We start from the raw sequence: 19,820 nt of genomic DNA, 5'->3' as shown, positions 1-19,820 counted from the left end.
GCCCGGACCGGGTGAGTCGCCCGCCCGTCGGGATGGCCCTGCGCAGCGGCGCGCCGGCTCCCACCCGGGGAGCCGGCGCGCCGAGGCGTACGTCAGTTGTTCGGTTCGTCGGCGCTGATGTCCGCGAGCACCGACTGCGGCTCCCGCTCCACCGCGAGGTCACCCATCGAGACCAGGCCGACCAGCCGACCGTCGTCGATGACCGGCAGCCGGCGGACGGCGTACGTGCGCATCAGGTCGGCGGCGGCGACCGCGTCGTCGTACTGGCTCACCGTGATCACGTCCTTGCTGGTGACCGCGTTGAGCGGGGTCGAGTTCGGGTCCATGTTCTCCGCCACGCCCCGCACCGTGATGTCCCGGTCCGTCACGATGCCGATCACATCGTCACCGTTGGTCACCACCACGTCGCCGATGGCGCTGTCGCGCATCTCCCGGGCGGCGGCGATCAGCGTCTCGTTGCCGTCCATCGTCACCAACCGGGTCGTCATGAACTCTCCGACCGTTGTCATGGTGCTCCCCTCTCGGTGTCGGCACCGCCGTCTACCCGCCGACCGGGACGGGGTAACGCGCGGCGCCCCGGGGCCGGAGCCGCGTCGGCGGGGCGGGTCAGGCGCGCGGCGGGATGCCGTAGAGGCGTTCGACGTGCAGCCGGAGCACGAGGCGTCCCTCGGCGACCATCGCCCGCCGGTAGTCGGCCCAGTCCGGGTGTTCTCCCTGGATCGCCCGGTAGAGGTCGACCAGCTCCGTCACGGTCGCGTCGTCCGGGTCGGCGGCCACCGGCGTCAGCTCGGCGCGCGCCTCCGCGACCGCGTACGCCCAGCCGTCGCCGCTGCTGACGTGGAAGGAGGCGCGCGGGTCGCGGCGCAGGTTGGCGGTCTTGGCCCGGCCGTCGGTCACCGAGACGCGGATCAGGGCCGAGGCGGTGTCGAAGGCGTAGATCACGGTGGACAGCTGCGGGCGTCCGTCCCGCCGGAGCGTCGCCAGCACCCCCATCCGGTGGCCGGCGATCAGCTCCGTCAACGTCCGCTGGGTCTCGTCGTCCGCCACGGCAAACCTCCCGCTCGACCGGTCACGGCGGACCCATCGAACCACGGCGCACGCCCGTTCGTGCCGTACGCCGAACGCGCCGGGGCCCCGCCGAAGCCGGCGGGGCCCCGCGGAGCACGTCGGTCAGCGGCGCTCGGCGGCGACCAGCTCGGCGAGCTGCACCGCGTTGAGCGCGGCGCCCTTGCGCAGGTTGTCGTTGGAGCAGAACAGGGCGAGGCCGTGCTCGACTGTCTCGTCGGCGCGGATCCGGCCGACGTAGGTCGGGTCCTGGCCGGCGGCCTGCAACGGGGTCGGCACGTCGGCGAGCGCCACGCCGGGGGCGCCGTCGAGCAGCTCGCGGGCCCGCTGCGGGGTGATCGGGCGGGCGAACCGGGCGTTGATCTGGAGCGAGTGACCGGTGAACACGGGCACCCGGACGCAGGTGCCGGAGACGCGCAGCCCGGGGATCTCCAGGATGCGGCGGCTCTCGTTGCGCAGCTTCTGCTCCTCGTCGGTCTCGAAGCTGCCGTCGTCGACGATCGAGCCGGCGAGCGGGAGCACGTTGAACGCGATCGGCCGGGCGAACGAGCGGGGGGCCGGGAACTCCACGGCCGCACCGTCGAAGGCGAGGCCGGTGGCGTGCTCGGCGACCTTGCGGACCTGCTCGTCGAGTTCGGCGACACCGGCGAGGCCTGCGCCGGAGACCGCCTGGTACGTCGAGACGACCAGGCTGACCAGCTCCGCCTCGGCGTGCAGCGGGCGCAGCACGGGCATCGCGGCCATCGTCGTGCAGTTCGGGTTGGCGATGATCCCCTTGGGGCGTACGGCGGCGGCGTGCGGGTTGACCTCGGCGACGACCAGCGGCACCTCGGGGTCCATGCGGAACGCCGACGAGTTGTCGATGACGACGGCGCCCGCGGCGGCGACCCGGGGCGCGAGCTCCTTCGCGGTGCCCTTGCCGGCGGAGAAGAGCGCGATGTCGAGCCCGGAGTAGTCGGCGGTGGCCGCGTCCTCCACGGTCACCTCGCCGTCGCGCCAGGGCAGGGTGCGCCCGGCCGACCGCGCCGAGGCGAACAACCGCACCTGCTCCGCCGGGAACTCCCGCTCCGCCAGCACCTGCCGCATCACGCCACCGACCTGGCCGGTGGCCCCCACAATGCCGATCCTCATGCCCGCGAGGCTACCCAGCCCGGCGGCCCGACCGGGAACGCTTTCCCACCGACCGGGGCCGGCGGCGGCCCCGGCGGGGCGTCGCGGCGGTCACGGCGGAACGGCCACGGGACGGAACGACACCGTCGCGAGGGCCGGTGGCACGAAAGGATCGTCAGCCGGCGGGGCGGACCGCCGCAGCATCCACGCCGACCGTCCCGGTGCGGGACGCGGCGCCGGCCCGGGGCGGCGCGACCCAAGTCACACCGCCCCGGCCCGGTCAGGAGGCGGGTTCGACCAGTTCGCCGAGGCCGGTGGCGACGAGTTCGTCGCGGATCGCCGCCGCGTCGCCCTCCACCACGAGGGTGAGCTCCTCCGGGCGCAGGTGCGTGGCCGCCGCCGCGGAGACCTGGGCCACGTCGGCGGCGAGCAGCGACTCCCGCAGCCGGGCGTGGTAGTCGTCCGGCAGGTCGTGCACGACCAGGGTGGTCAGCGCGGAGGCGATCGCCCGGGGGCTCTGCAGCTCGACCGAGAGCTGCCCGGCCCGCCAGGAACGCGCGACCTCCAGCTCCTCCTCGGTCACCCCGGTCTGCCGGGTACGGGTGATCTCGCCGACCGCCTCGACGATGGCCGGCGCGGTGACGGCCGTCTGCACCCCGGAGCTGACCAGGAACCGACCGAACCGTCGGGACGAGGCGAAGTCGCCCCGGATGCCGTACGTGTAGCCGTGCACCTCACGGATCAGGTGGTTGAGCCGGGAGGTGAACGCCCCGCCGAGCACCGTGCCGGCGAGCGTCATCGGCACGTGGTCGGGGTGGGCCCGGTGCGGCGACGGGTGGCCCAGCCGCAGCGTGGACTGCACCGATCCGGGCCGGTCCACCAGGATGAACCGCCGGCCGGGGCGGGCCGGCACCTCGATCGGGCCGCCCCGGTCGACCGGCCCGCCGCCGGTGCCGGCGAACGCCGCCGCCCCGAGCGCGTCCAGGTCCAGCCGGTCCAGGTCACCCGCGACGATCAGCGTGCCGGGGCGGATGAACCACTCGGAGTGGAAGACCGTGACGTCCTCGACGTCCAGCGCCGCCACCGACTCCGGGTCGCCGTACATGGGGCGGCCCCACCGGCTCCCGGCGCCGAACAGGTCGGCACGCAGCGCCGCGTCGGCCCGGGGGCCCGGGTTGGCCCAGTCCATCCGCAGCGCGGTCGCCTCGTCGTCGCGGACCCGCCGCACGTCGTCCGGGTCCAGCTTCGGGGTACGCACCGCCTCGGCGAGCAGCTCCACGGCCGCGCTCAGCCGCTCCACCGGCACCTGCACGCTGACCTGGAAGGAGTCCCAGTCCAGCCCGATCACCAGCTCGGTGCCGAGCCCCTCGATGGCCAGCGCGTACGCCGTCGCGTCGCGCTGCGCCGTCCCCTCCTCCAGGGCCTTGGCGAGCACCGCGCCGAGCCCCTCCTTGCCGAGCGGCTCGCGGCCGGCGCCCGCGTCGAGCAGCAGCAGCGCCACGGCCAGGTTCTGCCCGGGCAGGTGCGCGGCGACCACCTGACCACCGGCCACCGTGCGGCGGACCACCTGCGGGAACCGGTACGGGCGGGCGGCACCCGGCCCGGGACGGTCAGCGATCAGCGTCATCAGGGCTTCTCCTCGGGCAGGTAGGTCAGGGTCACCCGGTCGGCGGCGGCGAGCACCTCGGCGGCGGTCTCGGCGATCTGCTCGGCGGTCACCGCCAGCCAGGCCGGCAGCCGTTCCCCGGCCTTCGCCGGGTCGCCGAACTGCGTGGCGTAGCGCCCGAGCGTGTCCGCCCGGCCGTCCACCGTCGACATCTGCCGCCACCACGACGTGCTGAGCAGGGCCTTGGCCCGGTCCAGTTCGGCGGCGGTGACCGGGACGGTGGCCAGCTCGTCGACCACCTCGGCCAGCCCGGCGGCCAGCCGTTCGGCGCTCACCCCGGGGCGGGCCGTGGCGGTGGCGATCAGCGGCGCGGGGGCGTGCGCCAGGTCCACCCCGTACGCCCCGACGAGGTCGGGCTGGGCGATCCGCTCCCCGTCGGCGAGGCGCTGGTAGAGGCGGCTGCCCCGGCCGCTGCCCAGCACGGTGGCGAGCACCGTCGTCACGTCGTAGCCGGGGCTGCCGAACGGGTGGGTACGGTGCGCGACGTAGACGCGTGGCGCCGGCACGTCGGCGGTGACCGTCTCCAGCGCGGGCCGGCCGGTACGCGGCACGTCGCGGCCGTCCGGGGCGGGCGGGATCTCCGCCCGGGACGGGATCGCGCCGAAGTACTTGTCGGCCAGCGCGAACACCTCGGCGGCCGAGGCGTCGCCCACCACGGTGAGCACCGCGTTGTTGGGCGCGTAGTACGTCTGGTGGAACGCCTGGAAGGTGGCCAGATCGGCGGCATTGAGATCGGCCATCGACCCGATCGTGGCGTGGTGGTAGGGGTGCCCGGGCGGGTAGAGCAGCGGCAGCAGCCGCAGCCAGGAGTCCCCGTAGGGCACGTTCTCGTAGCGCTGGCGCCGCTCGTTCTTGACCACGTCCCGCTGGTTGTCCAGCGTCTCCTGGGTCAGCGCGGGCACCAGGCCGCCCATCCGGTCGGCCTCCAGCCAGAGCGCCAGCTCCAGGTGCTCGGCGGGGACCGTCTCGAAGTAGTTGGTGCGGTCCGGGTTGGTGGTGGCGTTGAGCGAGCCGCCCGAGCCCTGCACCAGCTTCATGTGCTCGGTCTTCGCCACGTTGACCGAGCCCTCGAACATCAGGTGCTCGAAGAGGTGGGCGAAGCCCGTCTGCCCCTCGGGTTCGTGCCGGGAGCCGACGTCGTACCAGAGGTTCACGGCGACCGCCGGGGCGGTGCGGTCCTCACTCACCACCACGCGCAGGCCGTTGTCCAGTCGGGTGGTCTCGATGGGCCAGGGGTAACCGCTGTCGGGCATGGCCACGACGCTATCCGATCAGCTGCACGGAAAGGGGACGCGCCGCACACGGCGAGGCATCGACCGGGGACGGGCGGGTACCGGGGAAGCATGCCGCCTGCCTCCGCCGTGACCGACCGGGCCGCCGTCGTGGTCGAGCGCGCGACCACCGCCCTGACCCGGCTGCGCCGGGCCCGCCTGCTGCACCCGGCGGGTCGCTCGTTCGCGGGCGAGGTCGTCGTCTGGGGTACGCCGGGACCGCCGACGGGGGTGCCGACGCTGGACGATCCGGGGCGCTACCCGGCCGCCGTCCGGCTCTCCCGGGGCGTACCGACCCCGGACGGCTGGCCGGACGTGCTGGGGCTGGCGGTACGGCTGTACCGGGAGGCCGGCCGGCCGTTCGACCTGCTGGTCAGCTCCAGTGGGGCAGCGCCGCTGCTGCGGAACCTGCCACTGCCCCGGCGACGCATCGCGGGGACGTACAGCACGATCATGCCGTTGCGCGCGGGCCGGCGGCGGCTCTTCCTGGCGGCACTGGCCGACCCGGACTCCCCCGACCTGGGGCGCAGCCTCGCCGAGGTGGCGGACGCCGCCCGGGCGGACGCGCCGCGCCTGGTGCTCGCGGTCGCGTCCGCCGTCGGGCCGTGGCGGCCGTTCGGCCAGGTCGAACTCGGCGCCCAGCTCAGTGCCCGGGAGGACGCGGCGTTGGCCTTCGACCCGGTCGGCAACCTGCCGCCGGGGCTGCGGGCGCTCGGCCCGATCGCCTGGCTGCGGGCGCAGACCTACCGGGGCTCGCAGCGGGCCCGGGGCGCCGTGGCTCAGTCGGGGGGTTCGACGGGGGTCACGGTCTGATCGGAGGTGCGCTGCTCCAGCACGGTGTCCGGGGCGGCGTTGCGGTCCTCCTCCCGGATGTCGGACTCGGCGAGGATCGCCTCCGCCTGGGCGTGGGGGTCGTCGCTGCCCACCGCCGCCTCCTCGGGCAGCAGGTGCGCGCGGGACTCCACCCGTTCCTGGTCGCTCTGTTCGTCGGTCATGGCCGCACACATACCCCGCCGGCACGCCCGGCACGCCGCATGATCGCGACCGGTGCGGCGGTAGGTCCGCCGCGATCCCGGCCGCCGCCCGCCCCGTCGGCGACACCGGGGTGGAACTTCCCGGGCCGTCGGGTAGGCTGAGCGGCGTGACGCGTTCGTATCGATGGTTTAGGGAGCCGGCTCGCACGCCGGTGACTTCACCATGATCTGACGTCACCACTTTCGAGCCGGCCGGGCAGGAGCTTTCGTTCCTGCCCTTTTGCGTACGAGCAGCCGGCTCGACCCGGGCACCGGCCCCGGGGCACGGTCGGCGGAAGGATTCCCACCGTGACGACCCCGGAGACCGATCGGGTCAGCGATCAGCGGATCGACCGCGTCGTGCCGCTGACCACCCCGGCCCTGCTGCACCACGAACTGCCCCTCGACGACGCGCTCGCCTCGGCCGTGCTGGCCGGGCGACGCGCCGTCGGCCGGGTGCTGGACGGCGCCGACGACCGCCTGCTGGTGGTGGTCGGCCCGTGCTCGGTGCACGACCCGGCCGCCGCCCTGGAGTACGCCCACCTGCTCCGCGCCGCCGCCGCCCGGGTGGCCGACGACCTGCTGGTGGTGATGCGGGTCTACTTCGAGAAGCCGCGCTCGACCGTGGGCTGGAAGGGCCTGATCAACGACCCCGGGCTGGACGGTTCGGGCGACGTCAACACCGGTCTGCGTACCGCCCGCGCGCTCCTGCTGGACGTGGTGCGCCTCGGGCTCCCGGTCGGTTGCGAGTTCCTCGACCCGATCACTCCGCAGTACATCGCCGACACGGTGGCGTGGGGTGCGATCGGCGCCCGCACGGTGGAGAGCCAGGTGCACCGGCAGCTCGCCTCGGGCCTGTCGATGCCGATCGGCATGAAGAACCGCCCGGACGGCAGCATCGGCACCGCCGTGGACGCGATCCGGGCCGCCGGCGTACCGCACGTCTTCCCCGGCATCGACGTCTCGGGCACGCCGGCGATCCTGCACACCAGGGGGAACGCCGACGGGCACCTGGTGCTGCGCGGCGGTGGCGGACGACCCAACTACGACGCCGAGTCGGTCGCCGGCGCGCTGGGGCTGCTGCGGGCGGCCAACCTGCCCGAGCGCGTGGTGATCGACGCGAGCCACGCCAACAGCGGCAAGGACCACCGCAACCAGCCGAGGGTGGCCGCGGACGTGGCCGCCCAGCTCGACGCCGGCCAGCGCGGCATCGTCGGGATCATGCTGGAGAGCTTCCTGCTCCCCGGCCGGCAGGACCTCGACCCGACCCGCGAGCTGACGTACGGCCAGTCGGTCACCGACGCCTGCATCGGCTGGGACACCACGGAGGAGGTCCTCAACCACCTGGCCGCCGCCGTCCGCACCCGCCGCCGTACCCCCGCCCCCACCCCCGCCTGAGCCCGCATCCGGGGGCGGGCCCGGGTGCGACGGGAGAGACAGTGCCGCCCCCGGGCCCTGAGGCTCGGGGGCGGCACCGGTGTCGGTGTGCAGGTCGCCTCTCGGCGAGTGGCGCGACGCGGCTCCAGCCGGACGGTATTCCGCGAAGGCGATTTAGGTGAGGCCCGGGGACACTGGACACACCGACACCTCAGTCAACGGGCGACCCGCCGCCGGTGTTCCGCCCTCCGCCATGACCACCGTCACAACTCGGCGGCCACCCTCCGCGCCGACACGGGCATGGGCGGCGCCGAGTTGGACGGGCACGGACGACGGCGCCGAGCTGCGCGGGTACGGACGGCGCCGGAGCGCGGTGACGTTTGACCGATTCGGACGCGGGTAGCTGACCGTCGTGACCGACGACGCACCCGTGACGGACGCGCCCGTGATCGAGGAGCCGGACACCCGGCCCCTCGACGAACTGCTCGATGATCTCTATCGCGGCCAGGAGCGGATCAGTCAGGCGGACATCTACCGCCGGGCCGTCGCCGCGGAACTGCCCGCGCAGCTCCTCACCCGCATCGCCGCCCTGCCGGAGGGCGAGTACGCCGTGGACGAGGTGGCCGACCTGCTCGGCGGTTCGGTCACCTGACGCCGGCGGCACGGACGGCCTCCCGCACCGGAGGCCGACGAGGCAGTGAGGAGAGCGAGATGTCCCACCACGAGGAAGAGCACGAGAAACTGCCGGCGCTCGGTCAACCCCCCGAGGGCCGGGACACCCTGCCGGAGCCGGACTTCGCCAACGAGCACGACCGCACGGCGGTCGACCGGGACGTGATCACCGGCGCGGACGCCGACGAGCGCGAGCCGGAGGCCTCCCGCGGCTGGGCCGGCGAGGACCACGGCACGACCCCGACCTGATCCCCCGCCGGGGCGAGGCGGGGCCCGACCCCCTCCCCCGCGGCGGAGGGCCCGACCCGATCCCCGCCCGCGCGGCGGAACGAGGAACGGCAGGACGACGACACGACGAAGGGGCCGGCGCGCAGCCGGCCCCTTCGTCGTACCGCTTTCTCAGTCCTCGTCGTGGCCGCCGCCCTCGGCGGCCTGCTGGGCCACGGCGTACGCCATCTGCAGGAAGTCCGAGGCGGCCACGGCGGTCAGCGCGGTCGCCACCAGGCGGGTCAGCCGGGGGGCGAGCACCAGCCCGCCCGTGAGCCCGGTGGCGACCCAGACGGCGAGGCAGAACGGGCAGCTCAACAGCTCGCCGATGGCGTGCCGGGCGGAGCTGCCCTGGTCCCGGACCTGCTCCATCACCTCGCCGCTGCCGATCGGCTTGTCGTACCGCGTGAACGGCGCCCGCAGCGGGCTGGTCACCGCGTCCTTCGACAGCAGCCGGCTCAGCTTGTGGGTGGCGATGCCGAGCAGCACCACGTCGGCCGGGCTGGGCCGGTCGGGCACCTGCCGGCCGGTGACCTTGACCAGACCGGCGATGCCGGCGGTCACCCCGGCGTAGGTTCCCATCGCCGCCAGGTAGCCGCCCAGCGGCCGGTGTTCGTGCGGCGCGTACGCCTGGCGCAGTCGCGCCACCTTGTCCTTCAGGGCGGTCACCCGGTCTCCTCGGTCTTCTCGGTCGGATCCCGGCCTCAGCCGGCCTGCAGGTTGTCGGCGACCTCCCGGGCGAGGCTGTCCAGCGCCTCGTCGGCCAGCCGCTCGGCGTCCGGTCCGCCGGTCAGGTCGAGCCGCATCCGGGCTCCACCCGCCTGGGCGGGGTCGACCCGGAGCTCGGCGGACCAGTCCTCGGCGGCGCTCCACCGGGCCCGCAGCTCCTCCACGCTGACCTCCTCCGCCGGGCTGCCGTCGCCCCGCAGCGGCTCGGGCAGCCACGCCGACGCCCGGGCGGGGTCCGTGGCGGTGTTGAACACCACCTCCGGTGGCGCGGACATCCCGCGCTCGGCGTACGCCATCACACGTCCCGCAGCCGGCTCGGGTCGACCTCGCGACCGGGGTGCCGGGCGAGGTACTCGGTCTCCAGCTCGGCGGTGCGTCGCAGGTGGGTGGCGAGCGCGGAGTCCGCGGCGTGGCGGAGGGTGTCCAGCCGGGTGCGGTGCAGGCTGTGCATCTCCCGGATGAGGTCCTCGTCGGCCAGCTCGGCGGGATCGACGCCGGGCAGCTCGCCGTCGATCGGATCCGCCTCGCCGGAGGCCCGGTCGTGGACATGGTCGCCGTCCCACTCGGGCATCCGCTGCTCCGGGCTGCCGAAGTCGTCCTGCCGTACCGATCCCGTCATGATCGACCCCCTGCTCTGGTTTGGGCTCGCGTCTAGACGGATGCCCACACGGGGTGGCACCAAACCCGGCCGCGCTACGACGCCGCGTCGGAGACCGCCGTCGCCCCCGGTACTCTCGATGCCATGAAGCGGCTCTGGACCCCGGCGTGGATCGCGCGCCACGTGGCCATGGTCGTGCTGGTCAGCGGTTTCCTGGGGCTGGGCTGGTGGCAGTTCAGCCGGGCCGCCGCCGGCAACTCGATCAGCTGGGGCTACGCGGTCGAATGGCCGATCTTCGCGGGTTTCGTGGTCTTCGTCTGGTGGCGTGAGGTCCGGCACACGCTGCGGGGGCCGGCCGCCGCGCCCAGGGAGGCGTCGCCCTCCGCCGGCACGCCGGCCGACGCGACCCGCCCGGTCGTACGCCGACCCGTCCGGGTCGCCCGCGCGTCCGCGGCTGCCGACGGCGGCGAGGACGGCGACCTGACCGCCTACAACCACTACCTGCAATGGCTGAACGACAACCCGGGCGCGAAACCCGGTGACTACCCCGGCTGAGGCCGGACGCGAAAGGACGGACGACGGTGGGCGCAGCCCTGACCCGGTACCGAGTCATCGCCTGGATCGTCGGCGTGGCGCTGATCCTGCTGGTCGTGATCGGCATGCCGATGAAGTACGGCTTCGACGAACCGATCCTGGTGGAGACCGTGGGGCAGGCCCACGGCTTCCTCTACATGCTCTACCTGGTGGCCGCCTTCGACCTGTCGCGCCGGGCCGGTTGGCCGCTCAAGCGCATGGTCCTGGTGATGCTGGCCGGCACGGTGCCGTTCGTCTCCTTCTTCGCCGAGCGCCGGGTCAGCTCCTGGGTCGGCGCCGAGCAGCCCGAGCGGGCCCCGGAGCCGGTCGCCGGCTAGCGGTTGGGCCGCCACGGCTCGGTCGAGGCGAGCGGGTCCTCCCAGCCGCCGTAGCGGTTCATCTCCCGGGCCCGGCGCAGGGCCCGGGAGACCTGCCCGAACTGCCGCTCGTCGTCGCTGCTGAACAGCAGCACCCGCTCCCCGCCCCGCCGGCCCCACAGCTCGTACGCGGGCGGTCGCCACCGGTCCCCGACCAGCGCGACCACCACCGGCAGCAGGAACACCAGACCCAGGACGAGGTACGCGCCCGCGGTGAGTCGTTGCAGCCCGCCCGTGAAGCCGAGCAGGAGGCCGACGCCGCCGATCATGGCGCCGGTGACCAGGGCGGCCCGCACCGCGACGCGGTCGTGCGGGCCACGGCCGGTCTGCAGGTGGGTCAGCTCGGTGACCCACCAACTGTTGCGCCCGACGGTGAACCGGTCGACCGTGACGATGATCCCGGGGCGGGCGTAGAGGAGGGTGGTTGCCTGCGCGGTCGTCCGCGCCTGTCGGGTGGCGCCTTGAGGGTGCACGTTCTACCTCCCGCGGCTGGTGCCGGGTCGGCTCCCGTCGACGGTCTCGCATCGGTGCCGGTCGACGGGATTCCCGGCTGCGCGCTTCATTGTGTGGCGCACGTGCCAGCTCGGACGGTGATTTCGGCTCGTGTCCGGCCCGCACCGCCGGTCGGTCCGGTGGTTGCGGCCACCGTGTCGGTCTTGTCGGTTATGGCGGAACACGTTCCGAAGTCATGTGCCGACAACGACGAATGGAATGGATCGCCCGATTGCCGACATCAGCCGCTCCGGACCGTGTCGGGCCGGGAGAAGTCGATCACGAACGGGGGTGGTTCGTGATCAACAAATTTCGTCCCTCGGCCAACATTCGACCCTGCTTCAACTGACACAACTCCTGCCCCGGGGTTAGGTTGTCCGAGCCGGCCCGGTCGATCGCCGTCCACCCGGACAGCACCGGCCCGGTGTCGCCGGGGGCCTCAGCAGCCCACGGTGGCCGGTGGGAGAGGAGCGTTCCGCTCTTGTCGTCCCTCAGTAACACGCTGCGCGCCCTGGCGATCGCCATGGTGTCCGCCACGCTGCTCGCACCGGCGGTACCCGCCCGGGCCGAACCGTCCCCCGCCGAGCTGACCCGGCGGATCGAGAACTCCTCCGCCCAGCTGGAACACGTCGTCGAGGCTTACAACAAGCTCCGGGAGGAGATCAAGGCCAACCAGGCCGCCGTGGCGCGGGTGCAGAGCCGCATCGGCCCGCTGGAGCAGGAGACCGAGCGGAGCCGGGCCGACGTCGGCGAGATGGCGGTGACCGCGTACAAGACCGGCAGCAACCTGACCACCGTGGACGCGCTGCTGCGTCCCGGCGGCGCCGACACCCTGCTGGACCGGCTCGAGGTGCTCGACCAGCTCACCCGGCAGCGGCAGGCGACGATCTCGAACTTCACCGGCAACCAGCGCCGGCTGCTCGACGAGAAGACCCGGCTGGAGGTCACGCTGGGCCGGCAGGCGGTCCAGGCCCGCGAGATGACCGCCGCGAAGAAGCGGATCGAACGCGACCTGGCCGAGCTCTACGAGCTGCGCCGGCAGGCGTACGGGCGGGCCACGGAGAAGCCGACGGCCCGGCCCGACAGCGCGAAGCAGGCGCCCTCGGTCTCCGGCCAGGCCGGCGTCGCGGTGCGGTACGCGTACGGCGCGCTCGGCAAGCCGTACCGCTGGGGCGCCGACGGGCCGAACGGCTACGACTGCTCGGGGCTGACCTCGGCGGCCTGGCGGGCGGCCGGCAAGTCGCTGCCGCACAACACCCGGATGCAGTGGAGCGCGGTCGCCCACATCAGCCGCAGCGAGCTGCGCCCCGGCGACCTCGTCTTCTACAGCGGCCTCGGGCACGTTGGCCTCTACGTCGGCGGCGGTCAGGTCATCGACGCGCCGAGCGCCGGGCGCAACGTACTCAAACGGGGCATGAACCTGATGCCCATCCAGGGCTACGGCCGGGTGCGCTGAGCGCACCCGAAACGGCGAACGGCCGGCGTCCCCCTATCGGACGCCGGCCGTTCGCCGTTGTTCCTACCCTGCTCAGGCCGCCTGGAGCCCTTCGGCCCGGGCCAGCTCGCGGAGCCGGCCGAGCGCCTGGATCTCCAGCTGCCGGATCCGCTCGCGGGACAGCGAGAACCGCGAGGCCACCTCGGTGAGCGAGTGCTCCCGGCCGTCCTCGAGGCCGTAGCGGGCCCGCATGATGCCGGCCGAACGGTCGTCGAGGTGGTTGAGCAGCCCCTCGATCCGCTGCCGCTCCAGCCCGGTCAGGACGATCTCCTCCGGCGACGGCGCATCGCTGTCGGCGACCAGGTCACCGAGGTTGGTGTCGCCGTCGTCGCCCACCGGGGTGTCCAGCGAGACGGTGTCCTGCGACCAGCGGACCAGCTCGTTGACCCGCTCGACGGTCACGCCGAGGGCCGCCGCGACCTGCTCCGGCTCCGGGTCGCTGCCCAGCTCACGGGTGAGCTGCCGGGCCACGTTGCGCATCCGGTTGACGTCCTCCACCAGGTGCACCGGCAGTCGCACGGTGCGCTCCTGCTGGGCGATCGCCCGGCTGATCGCCTGGCGGATCCACCAGGTCGCGTAGGTGGAGAACTTGTAGCCGCGCACGTAGTCGAACTTCTCGACCGCCCGCACCAGGCCGGTGTTGCCCTCCTGGATCAGGTCCAGCATGGGCATGCCCGAGCGGACGTAGCGGCGGGCGATCGACACGACCAGTCGCAGGTTGGCCCGGATGAACAGGTCCTTGGCCCGCTCGCCCTCGGCGACCAACCGCTCCAGGTCTTCCCGGTCGACACCGGCGGGGACGCGATCCTCACCGAGCAGGTGCTCGGCGTAGAGGCCGGCCTCGATCGCCTTGGAGAGGTCGACCTCCCTGGCGGCGTCCAGCAGTGGCGTCCGGGAGATCTCGTGAAGGTAGACACCGACCAGGTCGCGCTCCTCGGCAACCTCGTCGGTTCGCATGCCGATGTTCTTGTCCACGTTGCCCACGGTCCCCTCGCTCGCGCCGGTTGCCCGGTTCCTTGCCATCCCCACGTCCATCAGCCCTCCCCCGTAACTCCCGCTGTGCCCACCGGTGCTGACACCTACACAACAGTTGAGACGCGTCGGGGATTCCATGTCGTGAGTCGAAACTGTCACGAATGCCTGACAATCCGCTGAGAGCGCGGTCCATGTTTGCTGTCAGCACCCCATGTGGCGGCTCTCCGATGGGCACCACACCTGGGCGGCGGATCGATGTCTCGCCGTCCCCCGCACCATGGCAGCACCGCCAGGGCGCGGGCCACAGCGACCCGGGTCACCGTCAGGCTGCGATCCTGGTCACTGCCAGGACACGCATCGGCGCGCCGGGTGGTTCATCCATGCCCGTGGTAATACCCCACCCCTCGGTGAACAATCCGGGCGGCGGATCCGTGCCGGACGTGACGGGGATCGCAGGGGTGGGGAGCGGCGGTACGAGCGAAGGTCAGCTCAGGAGGCGAGCAGGGCCAGGGCGCCGCGTACCTGGTCGGCGGAGCGGGCCAGGGCCGCCCGTGCGGCGGACACCTCCACGCCGGAGACGAGCGAAACCAGCGCCACCTTCATGTCGCCGTCGGTCTCGACGAGGGCCCGCCGGCAGATCTCCTCCGAGCAGCCGGTGGCCTCGATCAGGATCGAGATCATCCGGCCCCGGAGCTTGGCGTTGGTGGCGACCATGTCGATCATGAGGTTCGAGTAGACCCGACCCAGTCGGACCATCACGGCCGTGGAGAACGTGTTCAGCACCAGCTTCTGCGCGGTGCCCGCCTTCATCCGGGTCGACCCGGTGACGACCTCCGGTCCGGTGTCCACCCCGATGAAGACGTCCACCGACCCGGCGGCCTCCGCCTCCGGGTTGGCACAGAGCAGCACGGTCGAGGCGCCCTTCGCCCGCGACGCGGCGAGCGCCCCCAGGACGTACGGTGTGCGTCCGCTGGCGGCGAGTCCCACCACCAGGTCCCCGGCGCGTACGCATTCGGCGGCCTCGGCCGCGCCGCCCCGGTCGTCGTCCTCGGCGTCCTCGACCGCCCGCCACATGGCCTCCGACCCGCCCGCGATGTGGGCGCAGAACCAGTGCCGCGGCGAGTTGAAGGTGGGCGCGAGCTCGGCGGCGTCGAGCACGCCGAGTCGGCCGGAGGTGCCGGCGCCGAAGTAGTGCACGCGGTGCCCGCCGCGCAGGGCGGTCACCGCCAGGTCCACCGTCGCCGCGATCTCGTCGAGGACGGCCGCGACGGCGCCGGGCACCCGCCGGTCCGCTTCGTTGATCACCGTGAGCACGTCCCGGGTCGACATGAGGTCGAGGTCCACGCTCAGCGGATTGCGTCGCTCCGTCGGCGCACCGACCCGGATGACCGGCTGAGCCGCCACCGGGGCCGTCGCCTCGTGGGGTTCCACCGCGCCCGCCGTCATGCCCGCCTCCGTCCCGGGCCGACCCGGTGCGACCGGACCGCCTCGGCTGTCGCTTCGAGTGCCTTCCTGGCCCGGGACCGGTTGCGTGCGGCCACCCCGACGAAGAGGCAGTCGACGACCGTGAGCTGGGCCAGCCGGCTCGCCATCGCCCCGGAGCGGTAGGTGGTCTCGCGGGCGGCGGTGGTGAGCACGAAGTCGGCGACCTCGGTGATCGGCGACCGGGGGAAGTTGGTGAGCGCCACCGTGGCCGCCCCGCGCGCCCGCGCCTGCTCCAGCACCTCGATCACGTCGGAGGTGGTGCCGGTGTGCGAGATCCCGACCGCGACGTCGCCCCGCCCGAGCAACGCGGCCGACGTCAGCGCCGTGTGCACGTCGGGGAAGTAGAAGGCGGTACGGCCGATGCGGTGCAGCTTCTGCTGGAAGTCCGAGGCGACGAAACCGCTGGCGCCCGCCCCGTAGACGTCGATCCGGCCGGCGCCCGCGATAGCGTCGACGACCTGCTCGCAGATCGCCGGGTCGAGCTGCTCGGCCGTCTCCTCGACGGCCCGCGCGTCGTTGAAGGCGATGGTGGCGATGATCTGGGCGAGATCGGCCCCGGGCGGGATGTCACCGCCGACGACCCGGGCGTCCGGCGGCTCGACGCGGCGGGCGGCCTCGGCGGCGAGCCGGATCCGCAGCTGCGGGTAGCCGTCCATGCCGACGGACCGGCAGAAGCGGATGACGGTCGCCTCGGATGTCTCGGCGGCGGTGGCGAGATCGGTGATGGTCCGACGCGCGGCGTCGGCCGGGTCGGCGACCACCAGCCGGGCGACCCGCTGCTCGGCCGGCGACAACGACGGGAGCAGGCCGCTGATGTGGACGATCAGCCCACCCTGCTCGTGACTCGCAGAAATCTTCGGACTCTTCGCCACGGATGAAACTTACTTTCACCAGGCCTGAGCGTCAACCATGACTCCCCGTATTGAGGAAAGTACCGCCCGCCCGGATGTGCCGTTCCACCCGACGGTGCCATTCCCACGGACTGGCGTCACCCCCGCGGGCCAGCGCGGAAGCGCCGGGCACCCCTGTCGATCCGTCCACCCCCGGGCGGACGGTGACGTCGCGCCCCGGCGTACCGCGCCGCCGGCCGGCGCGCCCGCACGCGGCCGGCTCAGCCGGTCAGCCGTCCGATCGCGACGGGTGCCGCGCCCGGCGGTTCGGGCACGACGGCGGGTCTCTCCTCGGGTCCGCCGGCCGGCCGGCCGTCCCGGTCGTCGGCGGGGGTCAGCCAGCCGGCCATGTGTGCCTGGATCCGTCGGGAGACCTCCTCCGGCGGGTGCCCGGCGTCGACCACCACGAAGGTCGGGTACTCCGGCAGGGCGCGGTACGCGGCGTCCGCGGCGGTCAGGTAGCGCATGCTCTCGTGGTCCGTGCCGCGCTGCTCGATCCGCCGGTACGCCTCGGCGGGATCGACCGTCAGCAGGAAGGTCACCTGCGGGCGCGGGAACATCCGGTAGCCCGCCCGGGCCAGCCGCTCCCAGCGTTGCCCCCCGTGCGCGCGGATGCTCGCGTACTGGCAGGCGGAGTAGCGGTCCATCACCGCGACCCGGCCGGTGGCGAGGCAGCTGAGCAGGGCGAGGGCGATCGCCAGCCAGCGGAGCACGGACTCCACCGCCAGCATCCCGCCGCGCCCGACGAGCCGCTGGGCGTCGGGGCGGCCGAGACGGTGCGCGAGGCGGCCCAGCCAGCGCCGCCCGCCGGCGTTGCGGTGGTAGGTGGCCGGGTGGCCGGCCGCGGTGAGCGCGTCGGCGAGCCGGTGCGCCTGGGTGGTCTTGCCCGAGCCGTCGATGCCGATCAGAGCGACGGCGCGCAATCGGGCCCTGCCGCGCCGCGCCCCTCGTGATCTGGACACTCTGCACAGGTTATCCGACCCACGCTCGCGCGCTCGGAAAGTATGTGCCGTTTGATCCAGGTTGGTACGGCTCGCGCTTCCTGCCAGGTGTGGTCCGACGGGATGCCGGGTACCGGAGTCGGATCAGCCGCCCACCACCTTCGACGGGAGACGCCAATGGCAGAGCGCGGGGACGAGAGCCTGGTGCACACGCTGAAGAAGGTCGCCGCCGTGCTCAAGCAGGAAGAGATTCCCTTCGCGCTCGGAGGCAGCTTCGCGGTGTACGCCCACGGCGGTCACTCCAGCGACCACGACGTGGACTTCCTGATCCGGGAGGTCGACGTGGATCGGGCCCTGGAGGCATTGGTCGCGGCGGGGTTCACCGCCGAGCGGCCGCCCGAGGACTGGCTGGTCAAGGTCTTCGACGACGGCCGCATGGTGGACCTGATCCACCGACCGATCGAGACGCCGGTGACGGAGGAGACGTTCGCCGACACGGTCGTACGGCCCGTCGACGCGATCCACATGCCGGTGCTCTCGGCCAGCCAGCTCATGGTGCACAAACTGCTGAGCTTCTCGCAGCACTACTGCGACTTCGCCCGGGGGCTGCCGCTGGCCCGCTCCCTGCGCGAGCAGATCGACTGGGAACGGGTACGCAAGGAGACGCAGCACTCGCCGTACGCGGAGGCGTTCCTGGTGCTGCTGGACCGGCTGGAGGTGGTGCCGCACTCCGGCACCGGCGAGGGAGAGGGGACACCGTGACCGAGCAACGCGACGTCGCCACCGGACCGCCCGACGAGTACGTCGAGGCGGAGATCCACCGCCTGCTCGCCGAGGACCCGGACGTGGCCGAGCAGGGGATCACCGTGGTCCGCCGGGAGCGCGGCCTCGTGCTCTACGGCGAGGTCGAGAGCCCGCACCGGCGGGAGGAGATCCTGCGCCGGGTGGCCGAACGCTTCCCCGACGTGCCGGTCACCAGCGACATCGGGGTGATCCGCGCGCAGGCGCCCACGGAGATCGAGCAACTGCCCTGAGGAGGTTCCATGGTGATCCGGATCGCCGCCGTGGGCGACGTGCATCTGGACGAGGACGTGGTCGGGCGGTTCCGGCCGGCACTGGACGAGTTGCCCGAGCACGCCGACGTGCTGTTGCTCGCCGGCGACCTGACCCGGCACGGGACCGAGGCGGAGGCCCGCTGCGTGGCCACCGAGTTCGGCGGGCTGGGCGTGCCGGTGGTGACGGTGCTGGGCAACCACGACCACCAGTGCGACCAGGTGCCGCAGGTGGTCAAGGTGCTCGAGGACGCCGGGATCCGGGTGCTGGAGGGCGACGGCGTGGTGCTGGACTGCGCCGGCCGCCGGCTGGGCGTGGCCGGGGTGAAGGGCTTCGGCGGAGGGTTCGCGGGCCGCTGCGCCAGCGACTTCGGCGAGCCGGAGATGAAGGCGTTCGTCCGGACCACCACCGAGAGCGCGGACGCTCTCGCCGCCGCCCTGCGAGGGCTGGACTGCGACGTGCTGGTCGCGCTCACCCACTACTCGCCGGTGCCGGACACGCTCGCCGGTGAGCCGCTGGAGATCTACCCGTTCCTGGGCTCGTACCAGCTGGGTCAGGCGATCGACTCGGCGCCGACAGCCCTGGCCCTGCACGGGCACGCGCACGCCGGCAGCGAGCGGGGAACCACGCCCGGCGGGGTCCGCGTACGCAACGTCGCCCACCCCGTCATCAAGCAGGCGTACAGCGTCTTCCACCTCGGCGAGCACCTTGATCAGGCACAGGTTTCCCGCGTCGGCGGGTCGGGTATCCAGCAAACATGGAGCTGATTCTCTGGATTCTCGCAGTCGTACTTGTGGTCGCCGGCATCCTCGCGCTGTTCCGGCGGCAGATCCTCTGGGGCATCGTCCTCATCGTGGTGGGCCTGCTCGTCGGGCCGGGTGGTGTGAGCATCTTCAATTGACGTGGCGGCTACAGGCCGCCGCACAGGGACCCACCGGGGTCGTCGCGACCGGAACTCCGTCCTCCCGACGGGAGCTTTCCGGCCTCGACGACCCCGGTGTCATGTTCGTCCGGAGGTTTACCGCCCGCCCCCGGCGGAGACATCCCGACCATGGAGATCTCTCGCAGCGCTGAACGGGCAGGCGGTGCCCGGCAGTGGTGGGCGCTGCTGGGCTTCGGGGCCGCGGTGTTCGTCGCCGCGGCGATCGGCGGGCTCGGCGTGCGGGGCACCACGGCCGAGTACGCGAGCCTCGAACAGCCCGCCTGGGCCCCGCCGTCCTGGCTCTTCGGACCGGTCTGGAGCCTGCTCTACGCGATGATCGCGGTGGCCGGCTGGCTGGTCTGGCGGCGGGTCGGCTTCGGCCCGGCCCTCTGGGCGTGGATCGTCCAGTTGGTGCTCAACGCGATCTGGACCCCGCTCTTCTTCGGCGCGGGCCGCTACGGGCTCGCGTTCGTCGAGATCCTGCTGATGTGGGTGGCGATCGGCGTGACGGTCGCTCTCTTCCGCAGGGTCTCCCGCCCGGCCACGCTGCTGATGCTGCCCTACTGGGCCTGGGTCACCTTCGCCGCCGCCCTGAACTTCGCCATCTGGCGCCTGAACACCTGAGCCGCCTTGGCGGCCGGGCTAGTGCCGGAAGGGCCCGACGGCCCGCGCGGCGGACCGGCCGACAGCGCGCGGCGGACCGGCCGAACAGGCAGCCTGCGCCGGCCGGAGCGGCCTCGGCGGCGGCGCCACCTCGGCGACGATCGACCGGATCGCGCGGGTCGGCGGCGATGTCCGGTCGGCGTCGTCGTCCGGTCGGCGGCGGCAGGCACGACGACGCGGGGCCCC

26 protein-coding genes are annotated in these 19,820 nt (G+C 73.3%); 12 read left to right on the top strand and 14 right to left on the bottom strand.

Translation table 11 applies throughout. From position 1 onward, the window contains the following. Positions 1 to 92 precede the first annotated feature (92 nt). From ACGFIG_RS04870 to ACGFIG_RS04850, 5 genes are all read right to left on the bottom strand, one after another. Complete coding sequence (locus ACGFIG_RS04870) at positions 93 to 509, bottom strand: CBS domain-containing protein (protein ID WP_392999191.1); 417 nt, start codon at positions 507 to 509, stop codon at positions 93 to 95. 97 nt (positions 510 to 606) lie between these two features. Then, positions 607 to 1,047 (bottom strand): PPOX class F420-dependent oxidoreductase, encoded by a 441-nt coding sequence (locus ACGFIG_RS04865; RefSeq protein WP_392999189.1) that lies wholly within the window; start codon positions 1,045 to 1,047, stop codon positions 607 to 609. A gap of 123 nt (positions 1,048 to 1,170) precedes the next feature. Beyond that, a complete protein-coding gene (locus ACGFIG_RS04860) occupies positions 1,171 to 2,196 on the bottom strand; it encodes an aspartate-semialdehyde dehydrogenase (protein ID WP_392999187.1) in 1,026 nt (341 codons plus the stop codon). A 259-nt stretch (positions 2,197 to 2,455) separates the two neighbouring features. After that, entirely contained in the window at positions 2,456 to 3,802 is a 1,347-nt protein-coding gene (locus tag ACGFIG_RS04855; protein ID WP_392999185.1) for a M16 family metallopeptidase, read from the bottom strand. Further along, positions 3,802 to 5,094 carry a M16 family metallopeptidase gene (locus tag ACGFIG_RS04850; protein ID WP_392999183.1) on the bottom strand — a complete coding sequence of 431 codons (1,293 nt, stop codon included), beginning with the start codon at positions 5,092 to 5,094 and terminating at the stop codon, positions 3,802 to 3,804. Before ACGFIG_RS04850 ends, ACGFIG_RS04855 begins: the two co-directional genes overlap by 1 nt. 90 nt (positions 5,095 to 5,184) lie before the next feature. Here ACGFIG_RS04850 and ACGFIG_RS04845 point away from each other — a divergent pair, with 90 nt between their 5' ends. Then, complete coding sequence (locus ACGFIG_RS04845; RefSeq protein WP_392999181.1) at positions 5,185 to 5,925, top strand: phosphodiesterase; 741 nt, start codon at positions 5,185 to 5,187, stop codon at positions 5,923 to 5,925. Here ACGFIG_RS04845 and ACGFIG_RS04840 read toward each other — a convergent pair. After that, the gene (locus ACGFIG_RS04840) at positions 5,892 to 6,107 is read right to left on the bottom strand and encodes a hypothetical protein (protein WP_392999179.1); all 216 of its coding nucleotides are present in this window, start codon (positions 6,105 to 6,107) and stop codon (positions 5,892 to 5,894) included. The genes ACGFIG_RS04845 and ACGFIG_RS04840 overlap by 34 nt on opposite strands. A 318-nt stretch (positions 6,108 to 6,425) precedes the next feature. Between ACGFIG_RS04840 and ACGFIG_RS04835 the strand changes: the two genes are divergently transcribed. The 3 genes from ACGFIG_RS04835 (at position 6,426) to ACGFIG_RS04825 (ending at position 8,423) form a co-directional block, all read left to right on the top strand. Then, a complete protein-coding gene (locus ACGFIG_RS04835) occupies positions 6,426 to 7,523 on the top strand; it encodes a 3-deoxy-7-phosphoheptulonate synthase (protein ID WP_392999458.1) in 1,098 nt (365 codons plus the stop codon). Positions 7,524 to 7,905: 382 nt separating this feature from the next. Next, complete coding sequence (locus ACGFIG_RS04830; protein WP_392999456.1) at positions 7,906 to 8,154, top strand: hypothetical protein; 249 nt, start codon at positions 7,906 to 7,908, stop codon at positions 8,152 to 8,154. A gap of 59 nt (positions 8,155 to 8,213) precedes the next feature. Next, a complete protein-coding gene (locus tag ACGFIG_RS04825; RefSeq protein WP_392999177.1) occupies positions 8,214 to 8,423 on the top strand; it encodes a hypothetical protein in 210 nt (69 codons plus the stop codon). Positions 8,424 to 8,573: 150 nt separating this feature from the next. Here the strand turns inward: ACGFIG_RS04825 and ACGFIG_RS04820 are convergent, their stop codons facing one another. The 3 genes from ACGFIG_RS04820 to ACGFIG_RS04810 are packed head-to-tail and all read right to left on the bottom strand — an operon-like array spanning position 8,574 to position 9,792. Then, entirely contained in the window at positions 8,574 to 9,110 is a 537-nt protein-coding gene (locus ACGFIG_RS04820) for a DUF1360 domain-containing protein (RefSeq protein WP_392999175.1), read from the bottom strand. A gap of 35 nt (positions 9,111 to 9,145) precedes the next feature. Then, complete coding sequence (locus ACGFIG_RS04815; protein ID WP_392999173.1) at positions 9,146 to 9,466, bottom strand: hypothetical protein; 321 nt, start codon at positions 9,464 to 9,466, stop codon at positions 9,146 to 9,148. Further along, positions 9,466 to 9,792: a DUF6158 family protein gene (locus tag ACGFIG_RS04810; protein WP_392999454.1), complete on the bottom strand. Its 327-nt coding sequence runs from the start codon at positions 9,790 to 9,792 to the stop codon at positions 9,466 to 9,468. Before ACGFIG_RS04810 ends, ACGFIG_RS04815 begins: the two co-directional genes overlap by 1 nt. 120 nt (positions 9,793 to 9,912) lie before the next feature. Between ACGFIG_RS04810 and ACGFIG_RS04805 the strand changes: the two genes are divergently transcribed. Further along, positions 9,913 to 10,323, top strand: coding sequence for a hypothetical protein (locus ACGFIG_RS04805; RefSeq protein WP_392999171.1), 411 nt, complete (start codon positions 9,913 to 9,915; stop codon positions 10,321 to 10,323). Between the two features lie 26 nt (positions 10,324 to 10,349). Then, positions 10,350 to 10,679, top strand: a complete 330-nt coding sequence (locus ACGFIG_RS04800; RefSeq protein WP_392999169.1) for a DUF3817 domain-containing protein — start codon at positions 10,350 to 10,352, stop codon at positions 10,677 to 10,679. Here ACGFIG_RS04800 and ACGFIG_RS04795 read toward each other — a convergent pair. Beyond that, positions 10,676 to 11,191: a DUF6232 family protein gene (locus tag ACGFIG_RS04795; RefSeq protein WP_392999167.1), complete on the bottom strand. Its 516-nt coding sequence runs from the start codon at positions 11,189 to 11,191 to the stop codon at positions 10,676 to 10,678. The two genes, ACGFIG_RS04800 and ACGFIG_RS04795, sit on opposite strands and share 4 nt — an antisense overlap. 500 nt (positions 11,192 to 11,691) lie before the next feature. Here ACGFIG_RS04795 and ACGFIG_RS04790 point away from each other — a divergent pair, with 500 nt between their 5' ends. Beyond that, positions 11,692 to 12,666 carry an NlpC/P60 family protein gene (locus ACGFIG_RS04790; protein ID WP_392999166.1) on the top strand — a complete coding sequence of 325 codons (975 nt, stop codon included), beginning with the start codon at positions 11,692 to 11,694 and terminating at the stop codon, positions 12,664 to 12,666. A gap of 72 nt (positions 12,667 to 12,738) precedes the next feature. Here the strand turns inward: ACGFIG_RS04790 and ACGFIG_RS04785 are convergent, their stop codons facing one another. The 4 genes from ACGFIG_RS04785 to ACGFIG_RS04770 all read right to left on the bottom strand — a co-directional run bounded on the left by ACGFIG_RS04785 (position 12,739) and on the right by ACGFIG_RS04770 (position 17,017). After that, the gene (locus ACGFIG_RS04785; protein ID WP_392999164.1) at positions 12,739 to 13,728 is read right to left on the bottom strand and encodes an RNA polymerase sigma factor RpoD/SigA; all 990 of its coding nucleotides are present in this window, start codon (positions 13,726 to 13,728) and stop codon (positions 12,739 to 12,741) included. Between the two features lie 441 nt (positions 13,729 to 14,169). After that, positions 14,170 to 15,126, bottom strand: coding sequence for an N-acetylmuramic acid 6-phosphate etherase (murQ, locus tag ACGFIG_RS04780; RefSeq protein WP_392999162.1), 957 nt, complete (start codon positions 15,124 to 15,126; stop codon positions 14,170 to 14,172). Then, positions 15,123 to 16,037, bottom strand: coding sequence for a MurR/RpiR family transcriptional regulator (locus ACGFIG_RS04775; RefSeq protein WP_392999160.1), 915 nt, complete (start codon positions 16,035 to 16,037; stop codon positions 15,123 to 15,125). Before ACGFIG_RS04775 ends, murQ begins: the two co-directional genes overlap by 4 nt. 239 nt (positions 16,038 to 16,276) lie before the next feature. After that, on the bottom strand, positions 16,277 to 17,017 hold the full coding sequence (locus ACGFIG_RS04770) for a dTMP kinase (protein WP_392999158.1): 741 nt from the start codon (positions 17,015 to 17,017) through the stop codon (positions 16,277 to 16,279). A gap of 102 nt (positions 17,018 to 17,119) precedes the next feature. Between ACGFIG_RS04770 and ACGFIG_RS04765 the strand changes: the two genes are divergently transcribed. The 5 genes from ACGFIG_RS04765 (at position 17,120) to ACGFIG_RS04745 (ending at position 19,595) form a co-directional block, all read left to right on the top strand. After that, positions 17,120 to 17,758, top strand: a complete 639-nt coding sequence (locus tag ACGFIG_RS04765; protein ID WP_392999156.1) for a nucleotidyltransferase — start codon at positions 17,120 to 17,122, stop codon at positions 17,756 to 17,758. Further along, on the top strand, positions 17,755 to 18,030 hold the full coding sequence (locus ACGFIG_RS04760; protein ID WP_392999154.1) for a hypothetical protein: 276 nt from the start codon (positions 17,755 to 17,757) through the stop codon (positions 18,028 to 18,030). The genes ACGFIG_RS04765 and ACGFIG_RS04760 overlap by 4 nt, the downstream gene beginning before the upstream one ends. A 9-nt stretch (positions 18,031 to 18,039) precedes the next feature. After that, positions 18,040 to 18,816, top strand: a complete 777-nt coding sequence (locus tag ACGFIG_RS04755) for a metallophosphoesterase (protein ID WP_392999152.1) — start codon at positions 18,040 to 18,042, stop codon at positions 18,814 to 18,816. Further along, positions 18,807 to 18,950 (top strand): GPGG-motif small membrane protein, encoded by a 144-nt coding sequence (locus tag ACGFIG_RS04750; RefSeq protein ID WP_007464364.1) that lies wholly within the window; start codon positions 18,807 to 18,809, stop codon positions 18,948 to 18,950. The genes ACGFIG_RS04755 and ACGFIG_RS04750 overlap by 10 nt, the downstream gene beginning before the upstream one ends. A gap of 150 nt (positions 18,951 to 19,100) precedes the next feature. After that, complete coding sequence (locus tag ACGFIG_RS04745) at positions 19,101 to 19,595, top strand: TspO/MBR family protein (protein WP_392999150.1); 495 nt, start codon at positions 19,101 to 19,103, stop codon at positions 19,593 to 19,595. Positions 19,596 to 19,820: the final 225 nt, after the last annotated feature.

Source organism: Micromonospora sp. NPDC049048, assembly GCF_043197615.1.
In the GTDB taxonomy this organism is placed as follows: Bacteria; Actinomycetota; Actinomycetes; order Mycobacteriales; family Micromonosporaceae; genus Micromonospora.
Note: the sequence above shows the minus strand (reverse complement) of the source record. Positions and strands in the feature narration are given on the sequence as shown.

What these genes read in the sequence shown, in the direction of transcription:
- ACGFIG_RS04870 (WP_392999191.1), bottom strand. Translation starts at nt 509, where the DNA reads ATGACAACGGTCGGAGAGTTCATGACGACCCGGTTGGTGACGATGGAC.
- ACGFIG_RS04860 (WP_392999187.1), bottom strand. Translation starts at nt 2,196, where the DNA reads ATGAGGATCGGCATTGTGGGGGCCACCGGCCAGGTCGGTGGCGTGATG.
- ACGFIG_RS04855 (WP_392999185.1), bottom strand. Translation starts at nt 3,802, where the DNA reads ATGACGCTGATCGCTGACCGTCCCGGGCCGGGTGCCGCCCGCCCGTAC.
- ACGFIG_RS04850 (WP_392999183.1), bottom strand. Translation starts at nt 5,094, where the DNA reads ATGCCCGACAGCGGTTACCCCTGGCCCATCGAGACCACCCGACTGGAC.
- ACGFIG_RS04845 (WP_392999181.1), top strand. Translation starts at nt 5,185, where the DNA reads ATGCCGCCTGCCTCCGCCGTGACCGACCGGGCCGCCGTCGTGGTCGAG.
- ACGFIG_RS04840 (WP_392999179.1), bottom strand. Translation starts at nt 6,107, where the DNA reads ATGACCGACGAACAGAGCGACCAGGAACGGGTGGAGTCCCGCGCGCAC.
- ACGFIG_RS04825 (WP_392999177.1), top strand. Translation starts at nt 8,214, where the DNA reads ATGTCCCACCACGAGGAAGAGCACGAGAAACTGCCGGCGCTCGGTCAA.
- ACGFIG_RS04815 (WP_392999173.1), bottom strand. Translation starts at nt 9,466, where the DNA reads ATGGCGTACGCCGAGCGCGGGATGTCCGCGCCACCGGAGGTGGTGTTC.
- ACGFIG_RS04805 (WP_392999171.1), top strand. Translation starts at nt 9,913, where the DNA reads ATGAAGCGGCTCTGGACCCCGGCGTGGATCGCGCGCCACGTGGCCATG.
- ACGFIG_RS04785 (WP_392999164.1), bottom strand. Translation starts at nt 13,728, where the DNA reads ATGGCAAGGAACCGGGCAACCGGCGCGAGCGAGGGGACCGTGGGCAAC.
- murQ (WP_392999162.1), bottom strand. Translation starts at nt 15,126, where the DNA reads ATGACGGCGGGCGCGGTGGAACCCCACGAGGCGACGGCCCCGGTGGCG.
- ACGFIG_RS04765 (WP_392999156.1), top strand. Translation starts at nt 17,120, where the DNA reads ATGCCGGGTACCGGAGTCGGATCAGCCGCCCACCACCTTCGACGGGAG.
- ACGFIG_RS04755 (WP_392999152.1), top strand. Translation starts at nt 18,040, where the DNA reads ATGGTGATCCGGATCGCCGCCGTGGGCGACGTGCATCTGGACGAGGAC.
- ACGFIG_RS04750 (WP_007464364.1), top strand. Translation starts at nt 18,807, where the DNA reads ATGGAGCTGATTCTCTGGATTCTCGCAGTCGTACTTGTGGTCGCCGGC.
- ACGFIG_RS04745 (WP_392999150.1), top strand. Translation starts at nt 19,101, where the DNA reads ATGGAGATCTCTCGCAGCGCTGAACGGGCAGGCGGTGCCCGGCAGTGG.